This is a genomic window from Pseudomonas japonica (assembly GCF_900188455.1).
Lineage (GTDB): Bacteria > Pseudomonadota > Gammaproteobacteria > Pseudomonadales > Pseudomonadaceae > Aquipseudomonas > Aquipseudomonas japonica.
Genome location: NZ_FZOL01000048.1, coordinates 1 through 12,218, shown reverse-complemented (window position 1 = coordinate 12,218; position 12,218 = coordinate 1). Strand labels below are relative to the sequence as shown.

Genomic DNA, 12,218 nt, shown 5'->3' with positions numbered 1-12,218 from the left:
CGGTACCATGGATCCTGAAGAGGCTATCCGTCGTGCTGCAACCATCCTGCAACAGCAGTTGGCTGCATTCGTCGACCTCAAAGGTGACAGCGAGCCCGTGGTGGTCGAGCAGGAAGACGAGATCGATCCGATCCTGCTTCGCCCAGTTGACGATCTGGAATTGACCGTACGTTCGGCCAACTGCCTGAAGGCGGAGAACATCTACTACATCGGCGATCTGATTCAGCGCACCGAAGTAGAATTGTTGAAAACTCCGAACCTCGGCAAGAAGTCCCTGACTGAAATCAAGGACGTTCTGGCTTCCCGTGGTCTGTCCCTCGGCATGCGCCTCGACAACTGGCCGCCTGCAAGTCTTAAGAAAGACGACAAGGCGACTGCCTGATCGTCGTAATCACCGAACGCAGTGTTTGGTAAGGAATGAATCATGCGTCATCGTAAAAGTGGACGTCACCTGAGCCGTACCAGCTCTCACCGCAAGGCCATGTTCCAGAACATGGCGGTGTCGCTGATCGAGCACGAGCTGATCAAGACTACCCTGCCAAAAGCCAAGGAACTGCGCCGCGTTGCCGAGCCGCTGATCACCCTGGCCAAGGAAGACAGCGTAGCTAACCGTCGTCTGGCTTTCGACCGTACTCGTTCGAAAGAAGCCGTTGGTAAGCTGTTCAACGATCTGGGCAAGCGCTACGCCACCCGTCAGGGCGGCTACCTGCGCATCCTGAAGTGCGGTTTCCGCGCTGGCGACAACGCGCCTATGGCGTACGTCGAGCTGGTTGATCGTGCTGTCGGTGGCTCGGTAGAAGCTGCTGAATAAGACGTTCAGTCTGAACAAGAAACCGGGCCTCGTGCCCGGTTTTTTGTTTTCTGCAGTCAGTGATGCAAAGCGGTATTGCGTCAGAGTCGAAATGATAAGAAGAACTCGCCTCATTTGGCTGGTTTTTCAATGAAAATCACTACTGTTCACCCGCTTTTTTACGCTTTTTGCGCAATTCTCAGTGACCTCCTGGTCATCCTGGTTCACACTATGGCTTTCACACAGGGAGATGCGGGACGATGCAAGGTCACCCGGACGTAATCGATTATCTCAACACGTTGCTGACGGGCGAACTGGCGGCACGCGATCAGTATTTCATCCATTCGCGGATGTACGAAGACTGGGGCTTCAGCAAGCTCTACGAGCGCATCAACCACGAAATGGAAGAAGAGGCGCAGCACGCCGATGCCCTGATTCGTCGCATCCTCATGCTCGAGGGCACCCCGCGCATGCGTCCTGACGATCTGGACGTTGGCACCAGCGTCCCGGACATGATCGCCGCCGACCTGCGCCTGGAGTACAAGGTTCGCGCCGCACTGTGCAAAGGCATCGAGCTGTGCGAGCTGCACAAGGATTACATCAGCCGCGATATCCTGCGCCTGCAACTGGCCGACACCGAAGAAGATCACACCTACTGGCTGGAGAAGCAGCAGGGCCTGATCAAGTCGCTGGGCCTGGAGAACTACCTGCAATCGCAGATGTAATCTTTCCGGCGCTCAACAAAAAGCCCCTGTCGTTCAACACGGCAGGGGCTTTTTGCTGGCCGCGGGAATCAGGCCCGATCACGCCCCAGCAGCGGCTTGAGGTAGTGCCCGGTGTGGGACTGCTTCATCTTCGCCAATTCCTCCGGCGTACCACAGGCGATGATCTGCCCGCCTTTGGAGCCACCTTCCGGACCAAGGTCCACAAGCCAGTCGGCGGTCTTGATCACGTCCAGGTTGTGCTCGATCACCACCACGGTATTGCCGTGATCGCGCAGGCGGTGCAGGACGTCGAGCAATTGCTGGATATCCGCGAAGTGCAGACCGGTGGTCGGCTCGTCGAGGATATACAGGGTCTTGCCGGTATCGCGCTTGGACAGCTCGCGGGATAGCTTGACCCGCTGCGCTTCCCCTCCCGACAACGTGGTCGCCGACTGTCCGAGTTTGATATAGGACAAGCCGACGTCCATCAGCGTCTGCAGCTTGCGCGCCAGTGCCGGTACGGCTTCGAAGAACCCACGGGCGTCCTCGATGGTCATTTCCAGGACCTCGTGGATGTTCTTGCCCTTGTACTTGATCTCCAGCGTTTCGCGGTTGTAGCGCTTGCTCTTGCAGACGTCGCAGGGCACGTAGATGTCCGGCAGGAAGTGCATCTCCACCTTGATCAGGCCGTCGCCCTGGCAGGCTTCGCAGCGACCACCCTTGACGTTGAACGAGAAGCGCCCCGGGCCGTAGCCCCGTGCCCGTGCCTCTGGTACACCGGAGAACAGTTCGCGGATCGGCGTGAAGAGCCCGGTATAGGTCGCCGGGTTGGAGCGCGGGGTCCGACCGATCGGGCTCTGGTCGATATCCACCACCTTGTCCAGGTGCTGCAGGCCATCGCAACTGTCGTGGGCGGCCGCTTCCTGGGTCGTGGCACCGTTCAGCGCGGTGGCGGCCAGAGGGAACAGGGTGTTGTTGATCAGGGTCGACTTGCCGGAGCCGGACACACCGGTCACGCAGGTCAGCAGGCCGATCGGGACTTCCAGGTCGACGTTCTGCAGGTTGTTGCCCCGCGCCCCCTTGAGCTTGATCGACAGCTTCTTGTTGCGCGGCGTGCGCTTGGCCGGCACGACGATCTTCTTGCGTCCGGACAGGTACATGCCGGTCAGCGAGTCGGGGTGGGCCATGACCTCGGCCGGCGAACCCTCGGCGACGATCTGTCCGCCATGCACGCCCGCCCCGGGACCGATGTCGACGACGTAGTCGGCGAGACGGATGGCGTCCTCGTCGTGTTCGACCACGATCACCGTGTTGCCGATGTCGCGCAGATGGTTGAGGGTTGCCAGCAGGCGGTCGTTGTCACGTTGGTGCAGGCCGATGGACGGTTCGTCGAGGATGTACATCACCCCGACCAGGCCGGCGCCGATCTGGCTGGCCAGGCGGATACGCTGGGCCTCGCCGCCGGACAGGGTGTCGGCGCTGCGATCGAGGGTCAGGTAGTCGAGGCCGACGTTCACCAGGAACTGCAGGCGTTCGCAGATTTCCTTGAGGATCTTGTCAGCGATTTCGCCTCGGCGACCGGTCAGCTTCAGCCCGCCGAAGTACTCGCTGGCATCGCCGATCGGCAGGCCGGTGACCGCCGGCAGGGTCTTCTCGCCGACCCACACATGCCGCGCCTCGCGACGCAGGCGGGTGCCGCGGCAGTCCGGGCAGGGCTGAGTGCTGAGAAACTTGGCCAGTTCCTCGCGGACGGTGGCGGATTCGGTTTCGCGATAGCGTCGCTCCAGGTTCGGCACGATGCCTTCGAACGGGTGCGAGCGCTTGACGATGTCGCCACGGTCGTTGAGGTACTTGAAGTCGACGCTCTGGTTGCCGCTGCCATGCAGGATGGTTTTCTGCCGGTCGGCGGGCAGTTGATTGAACGGCTCTTCCAGGCTGAAGCCGAAATGCGCGGCCAGCGAGCCGAGCATCTGGAAGTAGTAGACGTTGCGCCGGTCCCAGCCACGGATCGCGCCTTCGGCCAGGGTCAGCTCGCCATTGACCAGGCGCTTGGTGTCGAAGAACTGCTTGACCCCCAGGCCATCGCAGGTCGGGCAGGCGCCTGCCGGGTTGTTGAAGGAGAACAGCTTGGGTTCCAGCTCGCTGATCGCATGGCCGCAGATGGGGCAGGCGAAGCGTGCGGAGAAGATCATTTCTTCGCCAGCCTCGTCGTCCATCGGCGCGACCAGGGCAATGCCGTCGGCCAGGTTCAGCGCGGTCTCGAAGGACTCGGCCAGGCGCTGCTGCAGATCGGCGCGGACCTTGAAGCGGTCCACCACCACATCGATGCTGTGTTTCTTCTGCTTGTCGAGCTTGGGCAATTCGTCCAGTTCGAACAACTTGCCGTTGACCCGCGCGCGGACGAAGCCCTGCGCGCGCAGTTCCTCGAACACCGCCAGGTGTTCGCCCTTGCGCTCGCGCACCACCGGCGCGAGGAGCATCAGCTTGCTGCCTTCCGGCTGCGCCAGGACCAGGTCAACCATCTGGCTGACCGTTTGCGCCTCCAGGGGGATATCGTGATCCGGGCAGCGTGGTGTGCCGACGCGGGCATAGAGCAGGCGCAGGTAGTCGTAGATCTCGGTGATGGTACCGACGGTGGAGCGGGGGTTGTGCGAGGTGGATTTCTGCTCGATGGAAATCGCCGGCGACAGGCCTTCGATGGTGTCGACATCGGGTTTTTCCATCATCGACAGGAACTGCCGGGCATAGGCCGACAGCGACTCCACGTAACGCCGCTGGCCCTCGGCATAGAGCGTATCGAAGGCCAGCGAGGACTTGCCGGAGCCGGACAGGCCGGTGATGACGATCAGCTTGTCCCGGGGCAGAGTCAGGTCAATGTTCTTCAGGTTGTGGGTACGCGCCCCACGAATCAGGATCTTGTCCACTACGGCCTCGCTTGGCGGGCTAAACGCGCAAGTATACGGCTCGTCGTCAGTGCGCGGCAAAGCGTCGCGTAGATGCCGTTAACCGATGGGACTGGTAGAATCGCCGCCGGTTCACACGAGGTTAATCCATGCACGATCCCCACAGCGAACGCATGAGCGGCAGCGAAACCCGCGCCGCAGGCGGTCTGGCCCTGGTGTTCGCCTTCCGTATGCTGGGCATGTTCATGGTCCTGCCGGTACTGGCTACCTATGGCATGGACCTGGCCGGCGCGACCCCGACCCTGATCGGTCTGGCCATCGGCGCCTACGGTCTGACCCAGGCGGTGTTGCAGATCCCTTTCGGCATCGTTTCCGACCGCATCGGCCGGCGCCCGGTGATCTACCTGGGGCTGGTGATCTTTGCGCTGGGGAGCGTGCTGGCGGCGCAGGCCGACTCGATCTGGGGCGTGATCGCAGGACGCATCCTGCAGGGGGCCGGGGCGATTTCCGCAGCCGTGATGGCCTTGCTGTCGGACCTGACCCGCGAACAGCATCGGACCAAGGCCATGGCCATGATCGGCATGAGCATCGGTCTGTCGTTCGCCGTGGCGATGGTGGTCGGGCCGTTGCTGACCCGCACCTTCGGCCTGTCGGGACTGTTCCTGGCGACGGCGGCGCTGGCGCTGGTGGGCATCGCCCTGATCGCTTTCGTGGTGCCGGCGTCCAACACGCTGCTGCATCACCGCGAGTCCGGCGTGGCGAAACAGGCCCTCGGTCCGACCCTGCGTCACCCGGACCTGCTGCGCCTGGACGTGGGTATCTTCGTCCTCCACGCGATCCTCATGGCCAGCTTCGTCGCTTTGCCGCTGGCTTTCGTCGAGCGTGGCGGGCTGCCCAAGGAAGAGCACTGGTGGGTGTACCTGACGGCCTTGCTGATTTCATTCTTCGCAATGATTCCGTTCATTATCTATGGTGAGAAAAAGCGCAAGATGAAACGTGTCCTTCTGGGCGCGGTCAGTGTCTTGCTGCTGACGGAACTGTTCTTCTGGGAGTTGGGGAACAGCCTGTCGGCACTGGTGATCGGCACCGTGGTCTTCTTCACCGCCTTCAACCTGCTGGAAGCGTCGTTGCCGTCGCTGATCAGCAAGGTGTCGCCGGCTGGCGGCAAAGGCACGGCGATGGGGGTCTATTCCACCAGTCAGTTCCTCGGGGCGGCGTTAGGCGGGATACTCGGTGGCTGGATGTTCCAGCACGGTGGCCTGAGCACGGTGTTCCTCGGTTGCGCCGCTTTGTGCGCGCTCTGGCTCGTCGTTGCTGGTACCATGAACGAACCACCTTATGTAACGAGCCTGCGCATGCCGTTGTCGCCCGAGGCGCTGCGCGAAGCGGGCTTGTCCGAGCGCCTGAAGGCCGTGCCGGGTGTGACCGACGCAGTGGTGGTGGCAGATGAAGCCGCCATCTATATCAAACTGGATACACAAATTTTGGATCGCTCGACCCTGGAGCGCCTGGTCAATCCGGCGTCCGCGGCGTGCGAAGCCTAGGAGAACGTTATGGCCCGTGGGGTTAACAAAGTCATTTTGGTCGGCACCTGTGGCCAGGATCCTGAAGTTCGCTACCTGCCGAACGGTAACGCTGTCACCAACCTGAGCCTGGCCACCAGCGAGCAGTGGACCGACAAGCAGACCGGCCAGAAGGTCGAGCGTACCGAGTGGCACCGTGTCTCGATGTTCGGCAAGGTCGCCGAGATCGCTGGCGAGTACCTGCGCAAGGGCTCCCAGGTCTACATCGAGGGCAAGCTGCAGACCCGTGAGTGGGAAAAGGACGGCATCAAGCGCTACACCACCGAAATCATCGTCGACATGCAGGGCACCATGCAGCTGCTGGGCGGTCGTCCACAGAACCAGGACGGCGGTGCACCGCGTGACAACTACAACCAGGCGCCTCAGGCACCACGCCAGCAGGCTCCGCGTCCGCAACAGGCGCCACAGCGTCCGGCTCCACAGCAGCCAGCGCCACAGCCGGCTCCGGACTTCGACAGCTTCGATGACGATATTCCGTTCTGAGTCGTCGCAGCCACTGCGCTAGACACCAAAGGCCCGGTCTTCCCATGAAGCCGGGCCTTTTTCATTTCTGCGGTTCCGCCTGCATCGCCTCTTCCTCGATCCGCAACGCCGTCCTCTGCAGCGCCGGCAGATACCGCGCCACCGCCTGCTCGATGCTCATGGCCTTGGCCACATAGACCAGGTTCAGACACCCCAGCAGTTGCTGACGACCCCGAATCGGCACGGCGATCGAGGCGATCTTTTCTTCCTGGTTCCAGGTCATGAAGTTCTCGCCATAGCCGCGATGTCGGGTCTTGCGCAGCAGGTTGTCCAGCGCTTCCGGATTGCGCGCCAGACGGCTCTCTTCGTCGTCGCGGCTGGCCAGGAGTTCGATGATGCGCTCGCGTTCTGCGTCCGGGCAGAAGGCCAGGTAGGTGAGGCCGGTGGCGGTGAGCAGGATCGGCAACCGCCGACCGACGATGGAGCGGTGGAACGACAGGCGACTGAAACGATGGGTGGACTCGCGCACCACCATGGCATCGACATCAAGCGTGCAGATGTCTGTAGGCCACACCACTTCCTGCAGCAGTTCGGCCAGCAGCGGCGCGGCGAGGGCGGAAATCCATTGGTCGTCGCGAAAACCTTCGCTCAGTTCCCGCACCTTCAGACACAGGCGAAAGCTGTCGTCCGATTCGCTGCGCCGTACGTAGCCTTCTTCCTGCAAGGTCTCCAGCAAGCGGCGCACGGTGGTGCGGTGCAGGCCGGTCAGTTCGGCGAGACGGGTAGGGCTGGCACCGCCATCGAGGTGGTTGAGGGTGTTGAGCAGCAGCAGACCGCGCGTCAGGCCGCGTACCGTCTTGTATTCGGACTCGCTTTCAGAGGCCATGAAATCACCGGAAAATCGTTATGAATCAGTGCTGTGCACTCAGTGCACAGCGCGGCTGTTTTTCATTGTAGGACGAGAAATGGCCTTCTTATACTGGGCGCCAACAAGAACGAACACCCGCCACCGGGGAAATCATCATGCTGCCTGCCTGCGCCTCCCTGTTGCCCGACGCGCCTTCCTGACGCTCTGACGGCCCGTCCCCGCCACTGCTGCGCGGGGTTCCCAGCGACTTCCATCTGCAACCCGCACAACCCGCGAACCTGCCAGGTTCGAGGGCCGGCCCCGGCTTGTCCGGCGCCTGCCCGACCGCGGCGCGTGACGCTGTTCGATACGGTGAAAAACAATGAAAACAAGCAGTCCTTCCGCTTCGCAGACCGACTACAAGGCCCAGGTCGCGGTGCTCGGCGCCGGCCCGGTGGGCCTGGCGATCGCCAACTACCTGGGCCAGTCCGGCATCGACGTGCTGGTGATCGAGAAGCTCGACACGCTGATCGACTACCCTCGTGCCATCGGCATCGACGATGAGTCGCTGCGCACCGTGCAGGCCATCGGCCTGGTCGATCGCGTACTGCCGCACACCACGCCATGGCATGCCATGCGCTTCCTGACCCCGAAAGGCCGCTGCTTCGCCGATATCCAGCCGCTGACCGACGAGTTCGGCTGGTCGCGACGCAATGCCTTCATTCAGCCGCAGGTGGATGCGGTGCTACTCGACGGCCTGCAGCGTTTCGCCACTGTGCGCACGCTGTTCAGTCGCGATGTCAGTGCATTCAGCCAGGACGACGACGGCGTCACCCTGCACATGGACGGTCCCGGCGGCGTGCGCGAGTCGGTCCGTGCGGACTATCTGGTGGCCTGCGACGGCGGCAACAGCTACGTGCGCCGTACCCTGGGCATTTCCTTCGAGGGCAAGACCGCGCCGAATCAGTGGATCGTGGTCGATGTGGCCAACGATCCACTGGGCACGCCGAACGTCTACCTGTGCTGCGATCCGGTGCGGCCCTATGTTTCCGCCGCGCTGCCCCATGGCGTGCGGCGTTTCGAATTCATGGTGATGCCCGGCGAGACCGAAGCCGAACTGAGCAAGCCGGAAAACATGCGCCGCCTGCTGGCCAAGGTGCTGCCGGACCCCGACCACATCGAGCTGATCCGCAGCCGGGTCTATACCCACAACGCGCGCCTGGCCGGGCAGTTCCGCGACAAGCGCATCCTCCTCGCCGGCGACGCCGCGCACATCATGCCGGTGTGGCAGGGCCAGGGTTACAACAGCGGTATGCGCGACGCCAGCAACCTCGGCTGGAAGCTGGCGATGGTGGTCAAGGGCCTGGCCGGCGACGGTCTGCTGGATACGTATGAACTGGAACGTCGCGACCATGCCCGGGCGATGATCAATCTGTCGGTGCTGGCCGGTCATGTGCTGGCGCCACCCAAGCGCTGGCAAGGCATGCTGCGTGATGGCATTTCCTGGCTGCTGAACTACTTGCCGCCGGTGAAGCGCTACTTCCTGGAAATGCGCTTCAAGCCGATGCCGCAGTACAGCGCTGGCGCACTGGTGAGCGACGCGCCGCCGGTCGCCAACTCGCCGGTCGGGCGCATGTTCATCCAGCCGCGGGTGCAGACCGAGGATGGGCGCGAGGCGCTGCTCGACGACGTGATCGGCGATCACTTCGCGATCATCGCCTGGGGCACCAATCCGACCTGGGGCCTGAGTGCCGAGCAGGTGGCGTTCTGGAAACGCCTGGGTACCCGCTTCATCCAGGTGGTGCCGGCGGTTCAGCTGCAAGCCGGACGCGACGCTATCGACGGGGTGATCCGCGTTGGCGACAGCAGCGGTCGCCTGAAGGAGTGGTTCGGTCGCTATCCGGCGTCGGTAGCCCTGGTGCGTCCGGATCGCTTCCTCGCCGGCCTGGCCATTCCGCAGACCCTCGGCAAGGCCTGCGACGCCCTGGCCCTGGCAGTCCACGCCACCCGGCCGGCAGCGCAACAGCCCGCCGTGAGCAAGGTGGCCTGAGATGAGCGCGTTTCTGCAATGCCTGTCGCACACGCCGCTGGTGGGTTACGTCGACCCGGCGCAAGCGGTGCTGGATGAAGTGGACGGTGTGATCGCCAGGGCCCGGGCCGAGATCGAAGCCTTCGATCCCGAGCTGGTGTTCCTCTTCGCCCCGGACCACTACAACGGCTTCTTCTATGACGTCATGCCATCGTTCTGCATCGGCATGGCGGCCCGGGCGATCGGCGATTTCGATACCGCCGCCGGTGCGCTGGATGTCCCCCAGGCGCTGGCCGAGGGCTGCGCCGACGCGGTGCTCGCGGCCGGTGTGGACGCCGCGGTGTCCTACTGCATGCAGGTCGACCACGGTTTCGCCCAACCCCTGGAACTGCTGCTGGGCGACCTCGATCGGTGTCCGGTGATCCCGGTATTCGTCAACTCGGTGGCGGTACCGCTGCCGAGCTTCCAGCGGGCTCGCCTGTTCGGCGAGGCCATAGGCCGCTATGCGCGGACCTTGAACAAGCGCGTCCTGTTCATCGGCTCCGGTGGCCTGTCGCATCAGCCGCCGGTGCCGGAGCTGGCCAAGGTCGACGCGCGCATGGCCGACCGCCTGATGGGCAGTGGCCGCGACCTCCCGGCGGACGAGCGTGACGCCCGTCAACAGCGGGTGATCCAGGCCGCGCGGCGGTTCGTCGAGGACCAGGATTCGCTGCACCCGCTCAACCCGGTCTGGGACCAGCAGTTCCTCGATGCCCTCGCCGACAACCGCCTGGCCGAACTCGACGGCCTGGGCAATGCCGAGCTGTCGGCCCTGGCCGGCAAGTCCACCCACGAAGTGAAGACCTGGGTCGCCGCCTTCGCCGCGTTGTCGGCGTTCGGCCCCTACCACGCCAGCGGCCGTTACTACCGGCCGATTCCCGAATGGATCGCCGGCTTCGGCGCCCTTGCGGCCCGTCCCGCATTCACCGACCCGAAGGAAGCCTGAACATGACCCACGCAACAGAAGCCTCCAGCAGCCGTTTCGTCCGTATCCAGGCAGATGACCTGGACCTGCAACTGCATTACAACGACGTCGGTGAAGGCGCCGAGACCGTGGTCATGCTCCACGGCTCCGGTCCCGGTGCCAGTGGCTGGGCCAACTTCAACCGCAATATCGAACCGCTGACCGCCGCCGGCTACCGGGTGATCCTGATGGACTGCCCGGGCTGGAGCAAAAGCGACCCGATCGTCTGTCGCGGCTCGCGTTCCGATCTCAACGCCCGCGCGCTCAAGGGCCTGCTCGACGCCCTCGATCTCGACCGCGTGCATATCCTCGGCAACTCCATGGGCGGCCACAGCGCCGTGGCGTTCGCCCTGGGCAACCCGCAGCGGGTCGGCAAGCTGGTGCTGATGGGCGGTGGGACCGGTGGCGCCAGTCCGTTCGTGCCGATGCCCACCGAGGGCATCAAGCTGCTCAACGGCCTGTACCGCGAGCCGACCATCGACAACCTGAAGAAGATGATGAACGTCTTCGTCCACGACGCCAGCAGCCTCACCGAAGAGCTGTTCCAGACCCGTCTGGACAACATGCTGGCGCGCCGCGACCACTTGGAAAACTTCGTCGCCAGCCTGGCCGCCAACCCGAAACAGTTCCCCGATTTCGGTCCGCGCCTGCACGAAATCAGCGCCCAGACCCTGGTGATCTGGGGCCGTGAAGACCGCTTCGTGCCGATGGATGCCGGGCTGCGCCTGCTGGCCGGCCTGCCCAACGCGCAACTGCATGTGTTCAACCGCTGCGGTCACTGGGCGCAGTGGGAGCATGCCGATGCCTTCAACCGCATGGTCCTGGATTTCCTCAGCCACTGATCGGAGCCGAACGATGACGATTACCCAACAGACCCTGGAACGACTGGCCGCCGAACTGCGCCAGGCCGAAGCCAGTGGTGAAAGCATCCCGCCGCTGCGCGAGCGCATCGGCGAAGACAACGGCGAACTGGCCTACGCCATCCAGCGCTTGAACGTAGCCCATGCCCTGGCCGATGGCCGGCGTATCGTCGGGCGCAAGATCGGCCTGACCAATCCCAAGGTGCAGGCCCAGCTCGGCGTCGACCAGCCGGACTTCGGCACCCTGTTCGCCGACATGTGCTACGGCGACAACGAGACCGTACCGTTCGGTCGCGTGCAGCAGGCGAAGATCGAAGCCGAGATCGCCCTGGTCCTCAAGCGCGACCTGCCGGCTGGCGACACCACTTTCGCCGAAGTGCTGGCGGCGGTGGGCTGGGTGATGCCGGCGCTGGAGATCGTCGGCAGCCGGGTGCAGGGCTGGAACATCCGCTTCGTCGACACCGTGGCCGACAACGCCTCCAGCGGTTGCTTCGTGCTCGGTGGGCCGCTGCGCCGCATCGACGATCTGGACCTGCGCAATGCCGCCATGCGCATGACCCGCAATGGCGAGGAAGTTTCCGTCGGCAGCGGCGCGCAGTGCCTGGGCCATCCGCTGAACGCCGCGGTGTGGCTGGTGCGGACCATGGCCCGCCTGGGTGAACCGCTGCGTGCCGGCGACGTGATTCTGACCGGCGCCCTCGGCCCGATGGTCAACGTCGCCCCCGGCGACCGTTTCGAAGCGGTGATCGATGGCATTGGCCAGGTCGCCGTGGACTTCAGCGCCGAGTGAACGAAGAGAGCATTGCAATGAAAAAACTCAAAGTCGCCATCATCGGTTCCGGCAACATCGGCACCGACCTGATGATCAAGATCCTGCGCCAGGCGCAGCACCTGGAAATGTCGGTGATGGTCGGCATCGACCCGAACTCCGATGGACTGGCGCGTGCCGCGCGCATGGGCGTGGCCACGACCCACGAAGGCGTGGAAGGCCTGACCCGGATGGCACAGTTCCAGGACATCGATTTCGTCTTCGATGC

General features: G+C 63.7%; 12 protein-coding genes. 10 read left to right on the top strand and 2 right to left on the bottom strand.

Features of this window, described 5'->3' with window-relative positions:
* The 3 genes from CHB99_RS29120 to bfr all read left to right on the top strand — a co-directional run.
* On the top strand, window positions 1-382 hold a 382-nt coding region (locus tag CHB99_RS29120; protein ID WP_283162631.1), incomplete at its 5' end, for a DNA-directed RNA polymerase subunit alpha C-terminal domain-containing protein.
* Between the two features lie 42 nt (window positions 383-424).
* A complete protein-coding gene (gene rplQ / locus CHB99_RS29115) occupies window positions 425-811 on the top strand; it encodes a 50S ribosomal protein L17 (protein ID WP_042123543.1) in 387 nt (128 codons plus the stop codon).
* 239 nt (window positions 812-1,050) lie between these two features.
* Window positions 1,051-1,515 carry a bacterioferritin gene (gene bfr, locus CHB99_RS29110; RefSeq protein ID WP_042123545.1) on the top strand — a complete coding sequence of 155 codons (465 nt, stop codon included), beginning with the start codon at window positions 1,051-1,053 and terminating at the stop codon, window positions 1,513-1,515.
* A 68-nt stretch (window positions 1,516-1,583) separates the two neighbouring features.
* On the opposite strand, the gene uvrA is transcribed toward bfr, so the two are convergent.
* Window positions 1,584-4,418 carry an excinuclease ABC subunit UvrA gene (gene uvrA, locus CHB99_RS29105; protein ID WP_042123547.1) on the bottom strand — a complete coding sequence of 945 codons (2,835 nt, stop codon included), beginning with the start codon at window positions 4,416-4,418 and terminating at the stop codon, window positions 1,584-1,586.
* 128 nt (window positions 4,419-4,546) lie between these two features.
* Between uvrA and CHB99_RS29100 the strand changes: the two genes are divergently transcribed.
* Together CHB99_RS29100 and CHB99_RS29095 are read left to right on the top strand one after the other, a co-directional pair.
* Entirely contained in the window at window positions 4,547-5,941 is a 1,395-nt protein-coding gene (locus CHB99_RS29100) for an MFS transporter (protein WP_042123549.1), read from the top strand.
* Between the two features lie 9 nt (window positions 5,942-5,950).
* Complete coding sequence (locus tag CHB99_RS29095) at window positions 5,951-6,463, top strand: single-stranded DNA-binding protein (RefSeq protein WP_042123551.1); 513 nt, start codon at window positions 5,951-5,953, stop codon at window positions 6,461-6,463.
* A 61-nt stretch (window positions 6,464-6,524) separates the two neighbouring features.
* Here CHB99_RS29095 and CHB99_RS29090 read toward each other — a convergent pair whose 3' ends face one another.
* Window positions 6,525-7,328 carry a DNA-binding transcriptional regulator gene (locus CHB99_RS29090; RefSeq protein ID WP_042123553.1) on the bottom strand — a complete coding sequence of 268 codons (804 nt, stop codon included), beginning with the start codon at window positions 7,326-7,328 and terminating at the stop codon, window positions 6,525-6,527.
* 343 nt (window positions 7,329-7,671) lie between these two features.
* Here CHB99_RS29090 and CHB99_RS29085 point away from each other — a divergent pair, with 343 nt between their 5' ends.
* The 5 genes from CHB99_RS29085 to CHB99_RS29065 form a co-directional block, all read left to right on the top strand.
* Window positions 7,672-9,339 carry a bifunctional 3-(3-hydroxy-phenyl)propionate/3-hydroxycinnamic acid hydroxylase gene (locus CHB99_RS29085; RefSeq protein ID WP_042123555.1) on the top strand — a complete coding sequence of 556 codons (1,668 nt, stop codon included), beginning with the start codon at window positions 7,672-7,674 and terminating at the stop codon, window positions 9,337-9,339.
* Between the two features lies 1 nt (window position 9,340).
* Window positions 9,341-10,303 (top strand): 3-carboxyethylcatechol 2,3-dioxygenase, encoded by a 963-nt coding sequence (mhpB, locus tag CHB99_RS29080; RefSeq protein ID WP_042123557.1) that lies wholly within the window; start codon window positions 9,341-9,343, stop codon window positions 10,301-10,303.
* Between the two features lie 2 nt (window positions 10,304-10,305).
* Entirely contained in the window at window positions 10,306-11,163 is an 858-nt protein-coding gene (locus CHB99_RS29075; RefSeq protein ID WP_042123559.1) for an alpha/beta fold hydrolase, read from the top strand.
* A gap of 13 nt (window positions 11,164-11,176) precedes the next feature.
* Window positions 11,177-11,971 (top strand): 2-keto-4-pentenoate hydratase, encoded by a 795-nt coding sequence (gene mhpD / locus CHB99_RS29070; RefSeq protein ID WP_042123560.1) that lies wholly within the window; start codon window positions 11,177-11,179, stop codon window positions 11,969-11,971.
* Between the two features lie 17 nt (window positions 11,972-11,988).
* A partial coding sequence (locus CHB99_RS29065; protein WP_170946423.1) for an NAD(P)-binding domain-containing protein occupies window positions 11,989-12,218 on the top strand: 230 nt, incomplete at its 3' end.